Raw genomic sequence first — 18,349 nt, forward strand, 5'->3', positions numbered from 1 at the left:
CCGTGTCCGCGCCCGTGCTCGACGAGGACACGTACCCCGGTCTGCGTCTGCCGAAGGGGCGGGGAGCGCTCGCGCTCGACGGATCCTGGCACCAGATCTCGCCCAAGTTCGTGGTCGCCGAGGTGATCCTGCGCGTCTTCTGGCTCGTCGTGCTGGCCGTCGCCGCCTATGCGATCTCGACGTTCGTGCAGCAGACCTGGGCGTGGTTCGTGGCGGGCGTGCTCGCGGTCGTGATCCTCGTCGAGCTGGTGATCCTGCCGCGCCAGGCCAAGGCGATCGGGTACATGCTGCGGGCGGACGACATCGTGTTCCGCCGGGGGATCATCTGGCAGCGCATGATCGCGGTGCCGTACGGCCGCATGCAGCTCGTCGACATCACGCGCGGTCCGGTGGATCGTGCGTTCGGGATCGCGAAGCTCAAGCTCGTGACCGCGGCCGCGACGACCGGCGTGGAGATCCCGGGGATGACCGAGGCGGCCGCGGAGGCGCTGCGCGACATGCTCATCGACGTCGCCGAGATGCGCCGGACGGGCCTGTGAGCACGGCCGGCGGGCAGCCGCCCTACGGTGCACCGGGCGCGGCCGGCCCCGCATCGACGACCGGGCTCGCATCGACGACCGCGCCGCGGACGTCCGGCTCCTCGCTCGCCGACGGCGCCTGGCACCGCATGCATCCGCTCACGCCGCTGCTCAAGGGCGGCCTGGTGCTGGTGGTGGTCCTCGGCTACCTGGTCGCGAACCTGCGCGAGCGGCTGGTGTACTGGGCGATCTCGCTGTTCACCCCCACGCGTGTGCCGGAACTCGGCGGCGACCCGGTCGACTGGGTCGTGAACAACAACCTCGTGCTGGTCGTGCTGCTGGGCGTCGTGGTGGTCGTGGTGGTGCTCATCGGGCTGTTCTGGCTGATGTGGCGGTTCCACGACTTCCGGATCACCGAGGCGCACGTCGAAGTGCGCAAGGGCGTGATCTTCCGGTCGCACCGCCGTGCGCCGCTGGACCGCGTGCAGGGCGTGAACCTGACCCGGCCGTTCCCGGCGCGGCTGATCGGACTCGCCAAACTCGAGGTGGACGGCGCCGGCAACGACGCGAACGTGCCTCTCGAGTACCTCTCGACCGCCAAGGCGGAATCGGTGCGCGCCGACATCCTGCGTCTCGCCTCCGGGGCCAGGCACGCCAGGGAAGCCGCGCACGGCGGCACGGATCCCGCCGCCGCACGCACCGTGCGCGCCCAGCTGGCCGATTCGATGAACGTCGGCGTGACGGGGCTGATCGCGGGCGTCGACCTGGACGACGTGGCGCCGGAGCAGCTGCTGCGGATCCCCACCGGGCGGCTGGTCGGCTCGCACCTGCTCTCCGGGCTGGTCTGGCTGGGATTCCTCGCTGTGATCTTCGGGATCGGCATGGCGGTGTTCGTGCCCACCATGGTCTCCGAGGGGGACGCGGGAGCCGGGCTGGCGGTGCTCGGCATCGGTCTGGTGATGGGCATTCCGCTGCTGTTCGCCGCCGTCGCGGTCACCTGGGGCAGGATCGCGCGGGCGCTGCGGTACTCGATCGCGGCGACGCCGGACGGCGTGCGGATCACGTTCGGGCTGTTCACGACGGTGACCGAGACGATCCCGCCGGGGCGCATCTTCGCCGTGGAGGTGTCCCAGCCGTTGCTGTGGCGTCCGTTCGGCTGGTGGACCGTGCGGATCAACCGGATGACCGGCCGGACGGCGTCGCGGCAGCAGTCGAGTCAGGCGCAGCAGTTCAACGTCGTGCTGCCGGTGGGCGCCAGGACCGACGTCGAGCGCGTCCTCGCGCTGATCCTGCCCGACACCCCGGCCGAGGTGGTCCCGCTGATCTGGGAGCAGGGCGTGCTCGGTCCCCGCGAGGGCGACCCGTACGCGACGATCCCCGCGCGGGCCGGCTGGCGTCGGCCGCTGTCCTGGCGGCGTCACGGCATCGCGCTCACCGACTTCGCGCTGCTCATGCGACGGGGGCGGATCTGGCGGCAGCTGGTCGTCTTCCCGCTCGCGCGGCTGCAGGGCTTCTCCCTGCACCAGGGGCCCATCGATCGGGCGCAGCGGGTGGCGAAGGCCAGGGCGCACTCGGCGACGGGGCCCGTCCGCGGCGACGTCTCGGGCATCGACAGCGCGACGATCCTCGGGATCCTGAACACCCTGTCCGCCTCGGCCGCTCGCGCCGCCGCGGCGGACCGGGCGCACCGCTGGGCGGAGGGGCGCGAGACTCCGGTCGGGGTCTCCGCGGCGGCCGGGCACGCCCTGCCGGGTATGGGCGGGTTCTCCGGACCGGGCTTCTCCGGGCCGGGCCAGCATTTCTCCGGACCGGCAGAACCCGGCCGGGACGGATCCACGTCGGAGGCACGATGACGCGCGCGGGGCGGCTCGACGTCGGCATCGTCGGCGCCGGGCACGTGGGGCCCGTGGTCGGCGCGGCGCTGGCGGGAGCGGGACATCGTCTCGTCGGCATCACGGCGGGATCGGATCCCGATCGTGCCGCCGCCGTGCTGCCGGGGCTGCCCGTGCTGGCGACGCCGGACCTCGTCCGGGCCAGCCAGCTCGTCGTCCTCGCGGTGCCGCACGACCAGCTGCCCGACCTCGCCGCGGGCCTCGCGGAGGTCGAGGCCTGGCAGCCGGGCCAGCTCGTCATGCATACGGATCCGGCCTACGGCACGGACGTCCTCGAGCCGGCGGTGCGCCGCGGGGCGATCCCGCTCGCGGTGCACCCGGCGATCTCGTTCACCGGGACGACGCTCGATCTGCGCCAGCTGCAGGCATCGTACGCCGGGGTGACGGCGCCCCCGATGGTGCTGCCGATCGCCCAGGCGCTCGCCGTGGAGCTCGGCTGCGAGCCGGTCGTGATCGACGAGGCCGATCGGCCGGCGTACGCGGAGGCGATCGCGACCGCGTCGGAGTTCGCCCGCTCGATCGTCGGCCAGGCGACGGGGATCCTCCGTGGCATCGGAGTGGAGAACCCCGGAGGCTACCTCTCGGCGCTGGTCTCCTCGACCTTCGACCGGGCGCTCCGGGAGGCGTCGTCGGACTGACGGCGGCGAACGCCCGGCGGGACCGGATGCCCGGCGGGACCGCGGGTGCGCGCCGGTAGACTGGGCGGCGACTTTCCGAGGAGCCCCACCCATGACTGACGCGCCCGCGCCGAACACTGCCACCGCCGACCCCGAGACCGCGTCCGGGGCCGACGGCGAGGACGTCCGCGGCGCCGAGCTCGCCGAAGCGTTCGAGCAGAAGGCCGTCCGTCTGGCCAAGCGCGAGCGCCTGATCGCCGAGCGGGCGGACGCCGCCGGCGGGGCCTTCCCGGTCGCGGTCCCCGTGACGCACACGATCCCCCAGCTGCGCGCCGAGTACGGCGATCTCGAGGCCGGTGACGAGACCGGCGTCGTCGTCGGCATCGCCGGCCGCGTCGTGTTCAGCCGCAACACCGGCAAGCTCTGCTTCGCCACGCTGCAGGCGGGCGACGGATGCCGGATCCAGGCGATGATCTCGCTCGCGAACGTCGGCGAGGAGTCCCTCGCGCAGTGGAAGGAGCTCGTCGACCTCGGGGACCACGTGTTCGTGCACGGCGAGGTGATCTCCAGCCGTCGCGGCGAGCTGTCGGTCATGGCCGACGAGTGGCGGATCGCGTCGAAGGCGATCCTGCCGCTGCCGAACGCCTACGGCGAGCTCAGCGAGGAGGGCCGCGTGCGCAGCCGCTTCCTCGACCTGATCCTGCGCGACCAGGCCCGCACCACCGTGCGCGCCCGCGCCGCGGTCAACGCGAGCCTGCGCCAGACCTTCACGAGCCACGGCTTCCTCGAGGTGGAGACCCCGATGCTGCAGGTGCAGCACGGCGGCGCCTCGGCCCGGCCGTTCATCACCCACTCGAACGCGTTCGACACCGAGCTGTTCCTGCGCATCGCCCCGGAGCTCTACCTCAAGCGCGCCGTCGTCGGCGGCATCGAGCGCGTGTACGAGATCAACCGCAACTTCCGCAACGAGGGCGCCGACTCCACGCACAGCCCCGAGTTCGCGATGCTCGAGGCGTACCAGGCGTACACCGACTACAACGGCATCGCCGACCTGACGCAGGAGCTGATCCAGAACGCGGCGATCGCGGTCGCCGGTTCCACCACCGTGACGTGGGCTGACGGCACCGAGTACGATCTCGGCGGCGAATGGGCCCGCATCTCGATGTACGACTCCCTGTCCGAGGCCGCCGGGCGCACGTTCACTCCGGCCGACCCGGTCGAGGACCTCATCGCGTTCGCCGAGGAGAACGGCGTGGAGGTCCCGCCGCACGCCATCCACGGCAAGCTCATCGAGGAGCTGTGGGAGCACTTCGTGAAGGGCGGGCTGGAGCGGCCCACGTTCGTGATGGACTTCCCGGTCGACACGTCGCCACTCGTCCGCGAGCACCGTTCCCTCCCGGGCGTCGTCGAGAAGTGGGACCTGTACGTCCGCGGCTTCGAGCTCGCGACCGGATACTCCGAGCTCGTCGACCCGGTCATCCAGCGCGAGCGCTTCGTGGAGCAGGCGCGCCTCGCAGCGCGCGGCGACGTGGAGGCGATGAGCGTGGACGAGGAGTTCCTGCGCGCGCTCGAGCACGGCATGCCGCCGACCGGCGGCATGGGCATGGGCATCGACCGCCTGCTCATGGCGGTCACCGGTCTCGGCATCCGCGAGACGATCCTGTTCCCCCTGGTCAAGTGACAGCCCCCTCCGGCGCCTGAACGCAGGCCCGGAGGCGCGCCGGCACCTGGCTCATGCCGCAGCCGCCGCGCCGAACGCCCAGTCCGGCAGCAAGCCGGAATCGACGACTGCGCGCAGCAGGTGCGCGAACGACAGGTCCGGATCGATCCCGTCGAGCAGATCGAGGTAGTGCGCGGCGTGCGTCGACCGTCCCGTCGCCCACGACAGCCAGGCCGCGGCTGCCAGCGGCCCGGCCCTGGTCGGCCGCGGTGCGAGTGCGATCGTGCGGCGCACCAGGGTCAGCGCGATCCCCAGCCGATCGGGGTCGGGGCGAGGTCCGTGCCCGATCATGGTGCCGCCCACGTCCTCGGGCACGTCCGCGCCGCTCTCCCGGAAGGACAGCTGCGCCGCCAAGGCGGCATCCCCGTGATCGATGTTGCGCGCCCACTGCACGAGAGCGACATCCCGCAGGGCCGGGCGGTTCAGGATCCAGATCAGGACGGCGGTCGCGAACGGCGACTGCGCCTCAGGGGCATCCAGCACCTCCTCCAGGAACGACGGCAGATCGTCCAGCATCAGGGCGGCTTCGTGCGCTCGAGGATCCACCGGGTCCGTGCCCGCCGGCGGTCTCCGACCGGGCCCCGCCGGCCCCAGCACCCGTTCCACCGCCTGCAGCGCCCGCCCGACCGACTCCGTCTCCACCACCCCCGGCCGGGGCAGCGCGGCCCCGCTGACCTGGTCCGGCGCAGGCCCCGCGAAGCCCGGCACCTCGGGGGTCGCCGGAACGCTGTCCAGCGGATGCGGCGCGGCGGACGGATCCAGGTAGTCCGACCATGCCGTGCCGCCGACGTGCAGCGCCTCCACGATGCGCAGACCGCAGGCCTCCGCCCGCCGCATCAGCGCTGCCACGAGCTCGGCCGCCGGAAGCGCCGTCGCGGCCTCCGGATCCTGCGTCCGCGCCCGCTCGCCCTCGTCGCCCGCGTACACGGCGAGCGCGAGCGCGTCCGTGTCGGGGACGCGGCAGGCCAGCCCCACCGCGGTCGCCGCGAACTCGGCCGGGTCGGGCGCGGTGCGGTCGCGCTCGGCGGCGGAAGGGCCGGCGGCCCGTCGTCGCGTCGAGTTCGGATGCGGGCCGCCGTCCGCCCGCGGACCGGGCAGATCGAAGCGCAGCGCGCCCACGGTGCGAGATCCGTGGAACGGCAGCAGCACGAGCGAGTCCCGGGGCGTGAAACCGGTGAGCACGGGTATGGCGGCGAGCAGCTCGGCGGCGCCCGCGGCGTGGACGATCGTTGTCATGCGTCCACGATCGTCCCGACGGACACCCCGGACTCCGCGTCAGGAACGGAGCAAGGGGGAAGAATCCGGGAACCCGCGATTGTGCGGAACGAAGGGCCGGCGACCGGCCGCTCTCAGCCCTCGCACCGGACCCGCCGATAGGATCGGAGCATGGACGAGTTCTGGGTCGCGGCCGCGTGGTCGATCATCCCCACCATCGTCGTCTGCGCCGTGTTCTGGTTCGTGCTGCGCGGCATCGTCCGCTTCGACCGCACGGAGCGACGCACCCACGCCCGCATCGAGGCCGAGGAGCGCGCCGCGCGGGGCCTCCCGCCGCGGTCCTGACACAGCGCAGAGCCGGCCGCCGCAGCCGGGTCCGAACCGGACTCGTCGGCGACGCCTCGCCGCAGCATCGGCGATCCGGACGGCAGCGAGCCCGCGGATCCCGGGTGCGGAGCGGCATCGCCGGGCATGTCCCCGCCGCCCGCTACTGTGAGAGAACGCCGCCGTCCGGCGGCGGCGCAGCCAGCTGGGGGTGTCCATGTTCTCGCCGGACTCGTTGGCGTGGTGGATCGCCGCGGTCGCGGTGCTGGTCGACCTGACGATACGGATCATCGCGATCATCGTCGTGCCGCGCAACCGGCGCCCGACGGCCGCGACCGCCTGGCTGCTGGCGATCTACTTCATCCCGTACCTCGGGGTGCTGCTGTTCCTGCTGATCGGCAACCCGCGCCTGCCGCGGGCGCGACGCAAGAAGCAGGATCTCATCAACGAGACCATCGCCGAGGTGATCCGGGACATGCACCTCGGCGGGCCGCACCCCGAGCTGCCGGAGGGCTTCGCGTCCCTGGTGCGCATGAACCAGAGCCTCGGGGCGCTGCCGCTGTTCGCCGGCAACGGCGCGCACCTGATCTCCGACTATCAGACCTCCCTCGACGCCATGGCCGACGCGATCCGCAGGGCGAAGCAGTTCGTGCACGTCGAGTTCTACATCCTGCAGTCCGACGTCTCGACCGACAACTTCTTCCGCGCGCTCGAGGAGGTCGCGGAACGCGGCGTCCCGGTACGCGTGCTGCTCGACCACTGGGCCAACCGCTGGAAGCCCCGCTACCGGCAGACGATCGCGCGCTTGGACGCGATGGGCGCCGACTGGCATCTCATGCTGCCCGTGCAGCCGCTGAAGGGCCGCACCCAGCGCCCCGATCTGCGCAACCACCGCAAGCTCCTCGTGGTCGACAACGAGGTGGCTTTCCTGGGATCGCAGAACGTCACCGACTCCACCTACAACCTGCCCAAGAACATCAAGCGCGGCCTGCACTGGGTCGACCTCATGGTGCGGGTCGACGGCCCTGTCGTCGCGAGCGTGAACGCGGTGTTCCTGTCGGACTGGTACAGCGAGACCGACGAGGTGCCGGAATCCGCCGTGTTCGCGCCCACCGAGGGCGGCAGCGGCGACCTGGACTGCCAGATCGTGCCGTCGGGGCCCGGCTTCGAGGCGGAGAACAACCTCCGGCTCTTCCTCGGGCTGCTCTACGGCGCCAAGCGCACGATCATGATCGTCAGCCCCTACTTCGTGCCGGACGAGGCTCTGCTGCTCGCCGTCTCGACCGCGTGCGACCGCGGCGTGCAGGTCGAACTGTTCGTCTCGGAGGAGGGCGACCAGGCGATGGTCTATCACGCCCAGCGCAGCTACTACGAGGCGCTGCTGCGGGCGGGGGTGCGGATCTGGATGTACCGCAAGCCCTACATCCTGCACACGAAGAGCCTCACGATCGACGACGACATCGCGGTCATCGGGTCCAGCAACATGGACATGCGCTCCTTCGGCCTGAACCTGGAGATCTCAATGCTCGTGAGGGGCGAGGAGTTCGTGAACGAGGTGCGGGTGGTCGAGGATCAGTACCGCGCGCTCAGCCGCGAACTGACGCTCGAGGAGTGGCTGGAGCAGCCGCTGCGCTCCACGGTGCTGGACAACCTGGCACGGCTCACCTCGTCGCTGCAGTAGCAGGCTCAGGCGGGGCTGATCACATGCCCGTGCGGCACCGCGATGAGCAGCGCGCCCGGATCGATGCGGCAGCGGATCCGCACCGCCTCGCCGAACTCGTCGCCGTCCAGCTCCACGGGCGCCGGCTCCGTGGTCGCGGCCTCGGCGTCGCGCCCGCGCAGGAAATGCACCGAGCGGCCGGATCCGGCCAGCTCGATCATCCGGCGCCCCGCCCTGCTGCGCCGCAGCACCGAGTTCTGCCACCACACGGTGCGCCACACGGCGAGCCAGCCGAACGGGCCGCGCCCCTGGAACACGGCGACGTCCAGGTGTCCGTCGGTGATCGAGGCGTCGGGGATCAGCGCGATCCCCGCGGGAAGCGCGCCGCAGTTCGCGAACAGCATGCTGTGCACCTTCATGGAGTGCAGCCGCTCGTCCTCCACCGCGTACACGATCCGGAACGGCTTCGCGCCGGGCAGGGAGCGCGCGGCGCCGTCCACGTACGCGACCCAGCCCACCGACTTCTTCAGTCCCGGCCGGGTGTTCGCGATCATGTGCGCGTCCAGCCCGATCCCCGCGAGCACGACGAAGCCGTGCTCGTGCTGGTCGCCGTCGGCCCTGGTCAGCTCGGCCCAGCCGATGTCGACCGGGTGCCGGTCGCCGTGGAACACGGCGTCGATCGCGGTGGCGGGGGAGTCCAGCGCCAGCCCGAGGTTGCGCGCGAGGAGGTTGCCGGTGCCGCTCGGCACGATCGACAACGGCACGCCGGTCCCGGCCATCGTCTCGGACACGGCGCGCACCGTGCCGTCTCCGCCGGCCACGAGCACGGCCGCCGCGCCCTCGGCGAGGGCGGTGCGGGTCGCCTCCTGGCCCGGATCCTCGACGCTCGTCTCTACGATCCGGGGGACGGCCCAGCCGGCCTGTTCGGACAGCGTGCGCAGCAGCCGGATCAGCTTCGGGGCGTCGGCCTTGACGGGGTTGACGACGAGCGCCGCGCGGAGGCGTCCGTCGTCGTTCATGCGCTCAGCCTATTCCGGCGCCCTGCCGATCCGATCCGCGACCCGGCGCGACCGGCCGCCCGCCCCGCCCCGATCCCGCCCCGATCCCGCCCCCGCCCCGATCCTGTCGCCCCGACCAGCCGCAGCACCCGCCTGTGGTGCACGCCGCTGCGCATCGCTGATCCCGCACAGGGCCCGGAAAGCCGCGTCGTATCGGCTGACTAGACTTGACGGGTGATCGATCTCGCCCTCCTCCGCGACGAGCCCGAGCTCGTCCGCCAGTCCCAGGCCGCGCGCGGCAACGCGCCCGAGACCGTCGATGCGGCGATCGAGGCCGACCGATCGCGCCGCGCCGCGCTCGCCGCCTTCGAGGAGCTGCGCGCCGAGCAGAACGCGTTCGGCAAGAAGGTCGCCGCCGCGCCCAAGGAGGAGAAGGCCGCGCTGGTCGCGCAGGTCAAGGATCTCGCCGAGCAGGTCAAGCAGGCCGAGGCCGCCGCGAAGGAGGCCGCCGAGGCCGCTGCGGAGGCGCTCGCCCGGATCGAGAACGTCGTGATCGACGGCGTGCCCGCGGGCGGCGAGGAGGACTTCGTCGAGCTGCGCCGGGTCGGGGAGACGCCGACGTTCGACTTCGAACCGCGGGATCACCTGGCGATCGGCGAGCTGCTCGGCGCGATCGACATGGAGCGCGGAGCCAAGGTGTCCGGCGCCCGGTTCTACTTCCTGAAGGGCGTCGGCGCCCGTCTCGAGATCGCGCTGATGAACCTCGCCCTCGACAAGGCACTCGCCGCCGGTTTCACCCCGATGATCGTGCCGACCCTGGTGCGCCCCGAGATCATGCAGGGCACCGGCTTCCTCGGCAATCACGCCGACGAGGTCTACCACCTCGACAAGGACGACGACCTCTACCTCGTCGGCACCAGCGAGGTCGCCCTGGCCGGCTACCACAAGGACGAGATCGTCGACCTCTCGCAGGGCCCTCTGCGCTATGCAGGCTGGTCCACCTGCTACCGCCGCGAGGCCGGCTCGTACGGCAAGGACACCCGCGGGATCATCCGCGTGCATCAGTTCAACAAGCTGGAGATGTTCGTCTACACGACGCCCGAGGACGCCGAGGCCGAGCACCTGCGACTGGTCGCCCTGCAGGAGGAGATGCTCACCGCGCTCGGCCTGTCCTACCGGGTCATCGACGTCGCCGCGGGCGACCTCGGATCCAGCGCCGCGCGCAAGTACGACATCGAGGCCTGGGTGCCCACGCAGGGCGCGTTCCGCGAACTCACCTCGACGTCGAACTGCACCACGTTCCAGGCGCGACGGCTCGACATCCGGCACCGTCCCGAGGCCGAGGACGGCAAGGCGAAGACCCGGCACGTGGCGACGCTGAACGGCACACTGGCCACCACGCGCTGGATCGTCGCGATCCTCGAGACGCACCAGCAGGCCGACGGATCCGTCAGGGTCCCGGAGGTGCTGCGCCCCTACCTCGGCGGCATCGACGTGCTGAAGCCGCTCGCCTCGACCGCTGCCGGCGCGAAGGCCGAGGGCGCGGACGCATGACCTCGCCCTGGCTCATCGGTCTCGACATCGACGGCACGATCCTGCTGCCGGACGAGACGATGAGCCCCGGAGTGGTCGACGCGGTCGGGCGTCTCCGTGACGCGGGTCACGAGGTCATGCTCGCGACCGGCCGCAGCTGGATGGGGACGCACCGCTTCCTCGACGCGCTCGGGATCCGGCCGGAGTTCGTGGTGTGCTCGAACGGCGCGGTCACGCTGCGCCGCACGGCAGCAGGCGTCGACGCTCCGGCGGAGGCCTGCTACGAGCGCTGGCACGTCGAGACGTTCGACCCCTCGGCCGTGCTCGCGCTGCTGCACGAGCGGCTCCCGCACGCCCGCTACATGGTCGAACTCGGATCCGGTCAGCGCCTGTACACGGCGGAGCTGGACGACTGGACGCTCGACGGCGGGCGCCAGGTGGGCTTCGCCGAACTTTCCGCCGAGCAGGTCTCGCGCGTGGTCGTGGTCTCGCCGGGCCACGACGAGGACGACTTCCACCGGCTCGTGCAGGACGCCGGGCTCAACGAGGTGTCCTACGCGATCGGCTGGACGGCCTGGCTCGACATCGCGCCGCGCGGCGTCGACAAGGGCACGGCGCTCGAGCGGGTCCGGCACGAGCGCGGCGCGGAGGGGGATCGCGTCCTCGTCGCCGGCGACGGCCGCAACGACATCGGCATGTTCGCGTGGGCGCTCGCGCTGGGCGGCCGGGCCGTGGCGATGGGGCAGGCTCCGGATGAGGTCAGGATCGCGGCGGGCGAGGTGACCGGCGACGTCGAGGACGGCGGGCTCGCCTCGGCGCTCGACCGTATCGTCGCGGCGGTCGTGCCGCGAGGCTGACAGCCTTCTGCATCCTGATCAGGGCGTTCAGCACCTCTCCAGGCGTGCACGGCACAATGGAGGAGCGCCCGCAGGGGCGCTCACCGGTTCTCGGCTAGACTCGACGCCTGATCGGCGTGCCTCGCGGCGCGCCGAGGAGAGTTGTCCGAGCGGCCGAAGGACCTGGTCTTGAAAACCAGTGGGCAGCGATGTCCCGTGGGTTCGAATCCCACACTCTCCGCAAGTTTCGTGAAAGGCACCGAGTGAGCGTGACGTCCCGATCCCGGCGCCCTGTCGCCGGTCACGGCCAGCTGCGCCGTTCCTCGGCGTGGAGCGAGCTGCTGAAGATGGTGGGCATCGCCGCGTCGATCGTCCTGGTCGCGGGCATCGCCGTCGCCGGATACGTGGTGTACGACCTCGGCCAGACCTTCACCGCGAACGCGGTCGCGCTGGACGGTCAGGAGTCGGTGCCGCCGGACATCGGGGCGATCAAGGGCGGCGTGAACATGCTGCTCGTGGGCAGCGACGCGTGCGAGCCGGAGTTCGCGGCCGAGTTCGGCGACCGCTGCTCGGATCCCGCGAACGGAGGGGAGCGCAATGACACGAACATCGTGCTGCACATCTCCGACTCTCCTCGCCGTGTCACCGTGATCACGTTCCCTCGGGACCTGATGATCCCGATCCCCTCCTGCGTGGACTCGGACGGGAACAACACGAGTCCTGCGTCGAAGCAGCCGTTGAACGAGTCCCTCGGGATCGGCGGGCCGAAGAACGGCCTGGCCTGCGTCGCACGCACGATCACCAAGCTCTCCGGACTCGACATCCAGTTCGCCGCGAAGATCACCTGGGGCGGCGTGATGAAGATCACGGACGCGATCGGCGGCGTCGACGTGTGCGTCGCGAACGGCATCACGGATCCCGACACCGGACTGAACCTGAAGCCCGGCACGCACACGCTGCAGGGGCTGTGGGCGCTGCAGTTCCTGCGCACCCGGCACGGTGTGGGAAACGGCAGCGACCTCGGCCGCGGCAGCAACCAGCAGGTGTACATGTCGTCGCTGGCGCGCAAGATGGTCTCGAGCGAGGTGCTCGGCAACCCCGGCACGCTGCTCAAGCTCGCGCACACCGTCATGTCGAACGTCACGCCCAGCACCACGCTGACCAGCCCGACCCTGCTCGTGCAGATCGCCCTGGCCATGAAGGACGTGCCGCTGGATCAGATCAACTTCGTCAACTACCCGGTGCTCGACGACCCGGACAACCCGAACGTCAAGGTCGTGCCCGACAACGACAGCGCCGACCAGCTCTGGGCCGCGCTGGCCGCCAACAAGGCGATCCAGGTCGCCGGTCAGCGCAGCGACGCCGTGGTCTCGGCCACCCCGTCCCCGACACCGACCGAGGGGACGCCGTCGGACAGCGCGTCGCCGAGCACCGAGCCCACCCCGGATCCGTCGTCGACGTCGGTCGCCCTCCCGCAGAACGTGTCCGGTCAGTCCGCGGCGCAGCAGACCTGCTCGAACGGCAACGGGTACGAAGGCTGAGACCGGCCCTGGTTCGCGCCCCCTCCGCGGACCGGTTAGGATAGTCTCCGGTGTTCGGTTCGCCCGGGCATCTGGAGACGTCGCATAGTCAGGCCTAGTGCACCACCCTGCTAAGGTGGAGTCCTCGCAAGGGGACCGAGGGTTCAAATCCCTCCGTCTCCGCCACGAAATTCCTGTTCAATAGCGGTTTTGTGTGCTCCGATCCGACGTCGCTGGGCCGCCATTTGGCGTGAGAAATGGTCACCCAGACTCCCCTTGGGCGACGACGGGGAGTAGCAGCTCGCGCTGCGCGGGCAACGTGCTCGCGTGATCATGCGGTTTCGACCCATGGTTGGCGGAAATGTGCACCTCGCCGCCGGGGTGGTGCACCTCCTGCTGACCAGGATGCGTCTCCTGCCGACGTTCCTTGGAAATCCGGACTCCGGGAAACCCGCTTGACCACGACTTGCAGCCGCAGCCGATCGCGGCCATTGCTCTGACTTGCAATTTCGGAGCCATCCGGCCGTCGATCGCCGTGACTTCGCTACAGGCCGTGTAGGTCTGGGCGCCGACGGCCGCCGTCGGTCGGCGTCGGTCGGCGGAACGAGGATGTCGGCAGTTTCGAGTGCTCCCTTCGTTGTCAGAACGGAGGCTGTGCGTCGCGACCGTGAACTCACGACCAGACGGGAGATGTGGGGGTGGGCGCCCGCACAATCAGTGGGCCGAGTGAACCAGCCCCCCTCGCTCCTCGCGTGTCAGGAGAACTGCGAGTGCGACGGCGACGGCGGCGATGAGGAGTCCGAGCGACCCGAGTGCGGGCTGAAGGCCGCCGATGCCCGCGGCGATGCCGGCGACGACGAGCGGGGAGGCGAATTGCCCGAGCCAGATCGCTCCGGTCCACCATCCCGTTGCTCGTCCGCGCTGAGCGATGTCGAGGCGGGCGAGGGTCCAGATGATCAGCGTCGGGAACATGAGCCCGCTGCCTGCCGAGGCGATCGCTGCGCCGATCACTGCGGTCGGACCGCCTGGAGCCCACCACATCGTCACAAGCCCGAGGCCGGACAGCCCGAAAGCGATCGGGAGCAGCAGGGCCACGCCGAGGCGCGCGATCCACCGGAACGAGATCGCACCGATCGCTGTTGCCAGGGACGCCGCGGCGGTTGCCAGACCGATCATCGCGGGCGCCTTCACACCGAGTGCGTTGAGGATGAAGGGAAGCTCCACGATGATCGCGTAAAACGATATGCCGCACAGGAATGCCACGATCAGTTGCAACGCGAGACGCCCCCACGGCAAAGGTGGGAGTGCCTCGCGCCCGGCTGCGGGGTTGCTGGTGATCGGGGGCTGCCATGCGAACAGCCCGACCAAGATGGCTAGGAGCAGGCTCGAAGTGTAGAGCCAGAACGGCGTACGCCAACCGCCGGCACCCACCGCTCCGCCGATGGCGAAGAAGGCGGTGGCGGCGAGCGCCATCACGACGGTCTGCAGGCTCATGTACCGGTTCCTGCGGGCGCCGGTGAAGTAGTCCGCAAGCATCGCCGTGCAGCACGTCATGACGCCGGCTTCGGCGATTCCGACACCGACGCGGCTGGCAAGGATCGTTCCGAGGGAATCGAGGAAGAGCGGGGCGGTCCCGAACAGTCCGTAGGCGATCAGCGAGCCGATCAGCAGTCGTCGTCGCCCCAGTCGATCCGCGATCGCTCCCGCGAACGGTGCGGCAACCCCGATGAACAGTGCCGGGGTCGACAGCACCAGCGGTACGAGGATCTCGACACCGCGCACAGCCCGGAAGTGCTCCGACATGGCGGGCAGGATCGGCGCCAGCAGCACGGACCCGAGAAGGGGCAGGCAGCACCCGATCAGCATCAGGACGCCTTGAAGCGCGGATGCTGATCGCCCGGTCTTCGGGTTGATCACGGCATCGTCAGGCGACGTTACTCGGGTGGGCGACAAAGACTCAGTCATCGTTGACTCTCTCTTGCACGGACTTCGGGTGGCCGGATCAGTGCCGAGAGCACAACACCGGTTGAGTCCTGCCATTAAATACGCCTGTCCTGTAAATCGCAACACGATCGCACGGCCTTCGACGCGAATGTGACTGCGGAACGGACGCACTCTCGGGAGAGATCGTGCGAATGGCGTGGTGCGCCGCATCGCGGCGCCCGACGAGATCGGGGCAGTAGTCATGACGTGGCCCGCTCACGTTCCCACGAACGGGCATCTCTCGCCCTTGCCTCGAGCGCTGTCCCTCAGACCGGAGTTCTCGCGAGTAGATGCGGGGCTGGGCAGAGACCCGCTGAATGGCAAGGCGCTCAGCGCGTGAATCCCAGGCTTCTCGAAGCCACTCGCGCCCGGGATCCGCCGACTACTCGCCGTCGAGCAAGATGGTGCTTGCGGAGATACGGGCAGCGGCCTCAACGACGGCGGTGGAGATCTCGCCGATCTCGCTCTCACCGGTGCGGGACTGGATCAGCACCACGCTGAGCGCCGCGATCACCCGCTGTCCGCCACCGAAGATGGGGGCGGCGATGCCCATCGCGTCGGGGTCGACTTCGCCGTGCGAGACCGCGTATCCCTCCGCGCGCACGTCCCGCAGCCGATCCACGATCGAGTCGGCATCCGTGAGCGTCGTCGCGGTGAACCTCTCCAGCTCGACGCCGTCGAAAAGCGCGCGCAGCTCGGCCTCGTCGAGCCAGGCAAGCAGAGCGTAGGCGGAGGCTCCCGCGTTCAGGCTCAGCACTTGCCCGCGCTCGTAGGAGAGGCGGATGTACTGAGCGGCGGCCTCCTCCCGTTCCAGGCAGATGACACGGTCCTTGAGGCGACGAGTGAGGAGCACCGTGTGATGGAAACGCTCGGCGAGCTCGCGCATCACCGGGACCGCGATCTCCGACAGCCCGAAGCCGCGCCGAGCCAGACGCGCGAGTTCCAGGACGCGCACGCCCAGGTAGAAGCCGCCACGACCGTCGTCGGCGAGGAACTCGGACTGTACGAGCGATTGCAGGTATCGGTATGCCGTTGACCTCGCCACGCCGAGGCTGTCGGCGACCTCCGTGGCCGACAGCACCAGCCGCGTCTCGGTGAACATCATCAGGATGGTGAGAGTGCGATCAGCGGTGCTGTTCTTCCCGCGGTATCCGGTCGTCGCCTGCGCCATCCGATCATCCAATCAGATCGGGGCCGCAGAACGGCGCCGCGATTCCGTGTCACAAGGTGTGCGCGAGCTGGTGCTTTCCGGCGACCGCTGTCGCGGCCTGCCGCAGATCGCCCCGGATTCCGCTCAGGTCCACGGCAGCGAGACGCGAAACTGGAGAGACCAGGCTCAGGCCGGCGATGACCTGTCCGCCGGACATCACCGGCACCGCCACGCCCACCGCGTCTTCGTCCACGTCGGAGACTGTGACGGCGGACTCGTCGGACCGGATCCGGGAGAGGGCATCGCGGAGCAGCGACTTGTCGACGATCGAGCGGCGGTTGAAATATCCGAGCGGGCGTCGCAGCAGGGCATCGAGTTCTTCGGGGGGCTTCCAGGCGAGAAGCACCAGAGCGGATGCCCCGGCGTTGACCGGCAGCCGTACTCCGGGCTCGTAGGTCAGGTGGGTCTGCCACCCTTCCCGCTCCAAGCAGACAACCTCGTCATCGATGAGGGTCGTGAGCAGGACGACCTGGTTGTACTTCGCCGCAAGCGCCCTCATGGCCGGCGTGGCCAATGCTGACAGCGTGTACTCGCGCCGGGCGGATCGTGCGAGGTCGAACACCTTTGCACCCAGCCGGAGTGAGCCATCAGGCGTGGACTCGAGATACCGCTCGCGCACGAGCGACTGCATATAGCGGTAAGCGGTGGCTCGTGAAATACCGAGGTCCACAACGACGTCATCGATGGTGATTACCGACCGGCTCTCGGTGAAGAGCCCCAGAACGTGAAGGGTGCGATCGGCGGTCAGGTTGCGGCTGACACGACGCGGCGTTACGTCATGCATGGCGACATCTTACGGCGGGGATCACCCCGTGCGGCAGTTGTCTCGCAATTCGAGACTGCGGACGTTCCGGCGGGTTCTTTTGCTGGGATTGGCTGGGGGCATGGACGTCAACAGCACACAGCTCCCCGAATTCGAGGTGGTCACGCCGCTTGGGGGAGACATCGTATCCAGACACCCCGCGTTCGATCGCTCCGCTGCGGTAAAGGCGGCGGCACGTGCTGCGGCGGCACAGCCCGGATGGGCGGCACTCCCGTTCACCGATCGGCGTAGGATCCTGCTCGCAGCGGCGGATATTCTGGAAGGCGACGTCGAGGACATCCGCGAGGTGTTCGCGGCCGAGACCGGAGGCACCACTGCGTGGGCACGCATGAACGTGCACGAGGCTGCCGCGACTCTCCGCGAGGCTGCCGGGCTGGCGTCCTACCCCCGCGGCGAGATCCTGCCGTCTCAGGATCCGGGTACGGTGGTCCATTCCGAGCGCGAAGCCGCGGGTGTGGTCCTCGCGATCATCCCGTGGAACGCGCCGCTCGTGCTCGCTGCTCGCAGCGTGGCGATCGCGCTCGCCGCGGGCAACGCCGTGCTTCTCCGCCCCAGCGAGCGAGCGGGCGCCGCGCACGGCAGGGGGTGTCTTGGCCGATGCCCTGCATCACGCGGGGGTGCCTCGCGACGTCGTCCAGCTGGTCACCACGCGCCCCGGCGAGGGCCGCGATGTGATCGGAGCGCTGATCGAGAGCCCGCATGTGCGGCGCGTCGTGTTCATCGGATCCACGTCGATCGGGCGTCGGATCGGCGCGCAGGCGGGGGCGGCGTTGACGCCGGCCGTGCTGGAGCTCGGCGGGAAGAACGTCACGATCGTGCGTGCGGATGCGGACCTGGCGGAGTGGATTCCCCGTCTCGTCTTCAGCGCGTTCGCCAACAGCGGGCAGGTCTGCATGTGCACCGATCGGATCATCGTTCACCACTCTCGGGCCGACGAACTCACCCGTGGCCTGGCAGCGGCAGCGGATGCGCTTTCTGTCGGCGATCCGCGAGAGGCGGAAGTCGACCTGGGCCCTGTCATCGGGATGGATGCGGCGCTCCGCTTCGACGAGCTGGTCGCGGATGCGGTCGACTACGGTGCGCGCATCGAGGCGGGCGGACGGCGGGACAGCTTGCTTGTGCGCCCCACGGTGCTGACGGGTGTGACGGAGCGGGCGCGGTTCCATGCGGAGGAGGGCTTCTTGCCCATCGTGTCGATCCAGCCGTATGACGATGACGACGAGGCCGTCGCGCTCGCGAACGCCGGTGAGTACGGACTCATCGCATCCGTCGTCTCGCGCGACCGCTCCTCCGCTGAGCGTATCGCTCACGACATCCGTGCCGGTGTCGTTCATATCAATGGACCCTCGGTGGGAGACGAACCGCACGTGCCGTTCGGCGGGCTCGGCGCATCAGGCGCCGGTCGCCTCGGCGGGACGGATTCGGTGCGGTTCTTCACGGAGCAGCGCACGTTCTTCTACCACGCATGACGCGCGCTGTCCCGCCTCGCGGCCATGACTC

General features: G+C 70.2%; 15 protein-coding genes, 2 tRNA genes and 1 pseudogene. 13 read left to right on the forward strand and 5 right to left on the reverse strand.

The annotated features are described in order from the left end of the window. Positions 1-2: 2 nt before the first annotated feature. From ACTJJZ_RS13345 to lysS, 4 genes are all read left to right on the forward strand, one after another. Positions 3-539 carry a PH domain-containing protein gene (locus ACTJJZ_RS13345; protein ID WP_440721674.1) on the forward strand — a complete coding sequence of 179 codons (537 nt, stop codon included), beginning with the start codon at positions 3-5 and terminating at the stop codon, positions 537-539. Next, complete coding sequence (locus tag ACTJJZ_RS13350) at positions 536-2,371, forward strand: PH domain-containing protein (protein ID WP_440721675.1); 1,836 nt, start codon at positions 536-538, stop codon at positions 2,369-2,371. The genes ACTJJZ_RS13345 and ACTJJZ_RS13350 overlap by 4 nt, the downstream gene beginning before the upstream one ends. Next, on the forward strand, positions 2,368-3,048 hold the full coding sequence (locus ACTJJZ_RS13355) for a Rossmann-like and DUF2520 domain-containing protein (protein ID WP_440721676.1): 681 nt from the start codon (positions 2,368-2,370) through the stop codon (positions 3,046-3,048). Before ACTJJZ_RS13350 ends, ACTJJZ_RS13355 begins: the two co-directional genes overlap by 4 nt. A 91-nt stretch (positions 3,049-3,139) precedes the next feature. Then, positions 3,140-4,708 (forward strand): lysine--tRNA ligase, encoded by a 1,569-nt coding sequence (lysS, locus tag ACTJJZ_RS13360; RefSeq protein ID WP_440721677.1) that lies wholly within the window; start codon positions 3,140-3,142, stop codon positions 4,706-4,708. A gap of 51 nt (positions 4,709-4,759) precedes the next feature. Here the strand turns inward: lysS and ACTJJZ_RS13365 are convergent, their stop codons facing one another. Continuing rightward, complete coding sequence (locus ACTJJZ_RS13365) at positions 4,760-5,983, reverse strand: DUF4192 family protein (RefSeq protein WP_440721678.1); 1,224 nt, start codon at positions 5,981-5,983, stop codon at positions 4,760-4,762. A gap of 150 nt (positions 5,984-6,133) precedes the next feature. Between ACTJJZ_RS13365 and ACTJJZ_RS13370 the strand changes: the two genes are divergently transcribed. Continuing rightward, complete coding sequence (locus ACTJJZ_RS13370; RefSeq protein WP_440721679.1) at positions 6,134-6,307, forward strand: hypothetical protein; 174 nt, start codon at positions 6,134-6,136, stop codon at positions 6,305-6,307. Between the two features lie 196 nt (positions 6,308-6,503). Further along, positions 6,504-7,967 (forward strand): cardiolipin synthase, encoded by a 1,464-nt coding sequence (cls, locus tag ACTJJZ_RS13375; RefSeq protein WP_440721680.1) that lies wholly within the window; start codon positions 6,504-6,506, stop codon positions 7,965-7,967. 5 nt (positions 7,968-7,972) lie between these two features. Here cls and ACTJJZ_RS13380 read toward each other — a convergent pair whose 3' ends face one another. Further along, complete coding sequence (locus ACTJJZ_RS13380) at positions 7,973-8,965, reverse strand: diacylglycerol/lipid kinase family protein (protein ID WP_440721681.1); 993 nt, start codon at positions 8,963-8,965, stop codon at positions 7,973-7,975. A gap of 213 nt (positions 8,966-9,178) precedes the next feature. Between ACTJJZ_RS13380 and serS the strand changes: the two genes are divergently transcribed. The 5 genes from serS to ACTJJZ_RS13405 all read left to right on the forward strand — a co-directional run bounded on the left by serS (position 9,179) and on the right by ACTJJZ_RS13405 (position 13,019). After that, positions 9,179-10,498 (forward strand): serine--tRNA ligase, encoded by a 1,320-nt coding sequence (serS, locus tag ACTJJZ_RS13385; protein WP_440721682.1) that lies wholly within the window; start codon positions 9,179-9,181, stop codon positions 10,496-10,498. Next, positions 10,495-11,334: an HAD family hydrolase gene (locus tag ACTJJZ_RS13390; RefSeq protein ID WP_440721683.1), complete on the forward strand. Its 840-nt coding sequence runs from the start codon at positions 10,495-10,497 to the stop codon at positions 11,332-11,334. Before serS ends, ACTJJZ_RS13390 begins: the two co-directional genes overlap by 4 nt. 135 nt (positions 11,335-11,469) lie before the next feature. Next, positions 11,470-11,554: transfer RNA gene (locus ACTJJZ_RS13395), tRNA-Ser, on the forward strand. 28 nt (positions 11,555-11,582) lie between these two features. Then, entirely contained in the window at positions 11,583-12,854 is a 1,272-nt protein-coding gene (locus ACTJJZ_RS13400) for an LCP family protein (protein ID WP_440721684.1), read from the forward strand. 73 nt (positions 12,855-12,927) lie between these two features. Continuing rightward, positions 12,928-13,019 (forward strand) — tRNA-Ser (locus ACTJJZ_RS13405). A 528-nt stretch (positions 13,020-13,547) separates the two neighbouring features. Here the strand turns inward: ACTJJZ_RS13405 and ACTJJZ_RS13410 are convergent. The 3 genes from ACTJJZ_RS13410 to ACTJJZ_RS13420 form a co-directional block, all read right to left on the reverse strand. Then, the gene (locus ACTJJZ_RS13410; protein ID WP_440721685.1) at positions 13,548-14,798 is read right to left on the reverse strand and encodes an MFS transporter; all 1,251 of its coding nucleotides are present in this window, start codon (positions 14,796-14,798) and stop codon (positions 13,548-13,550) included. Positions 14,799-15,198: 400 nt separating this feature from the next. Continuing rightward, a complete protein-coding gene (locus ACTJJZ_RS13415; protein WP_440721686.1) occupies positions 15,199-15,987 on the reverse strand; it encodes an IclR family transcriptional regulator in 789 nt (262 codons plus the stop codon). A 49-nt stretch (positions 15,988-16,036) separates the two neighbouring features. Further along, positions 16,037-16,810, reverse strand: coding sequence for an IclR family transcriptional regulator (locus tag ACTJJZ_RS13420; RefSeq protein ID WP_440721687.1), 774 nt, complete (start codon positions 16,808-16,810; stop codon positions 16,037-16,039). A 100-nt stretch (positions 16,811-16,910) separates the two neighbouring features. Here ACTJJZ_RS13420 and ACTJJZ_RS13425 point away from each other — a divergent pair. After that, positions 16,911-17,390 (forward strand): annotated as a pseudogene (locus ACTJJZ_RS13425) (aldehyde dehydrogenase family protein); the annotation flags it as partial. Continuing rightward, on the forward strand, positions 17,302-18,318 hold the full coding sequence (locus ACTJJZ_RS13430) for an aldehyde dehydrogenase family protein (RefSeq protein WP_440721688.1): 1,017 nt from the start codon (positions 17,302-17,304) through the stop codon (positions 18,316-18,318). The pseudogene ACTJJZ_RS13425 and the gene ACTJJZ_RS13430, both read left to right, overlap by 89 nt. Positions 18,319-18,349: the final 31 nt, after the last annotated feature.

Source organism: Microbacterium sp. 22242 (genome assembly GCF_052045495.1).
Lineage (GTDB): Bacteria > Actinomycetota > Actinomycetes > Actinomycetales > Microbacteriaceae > Microbacterium.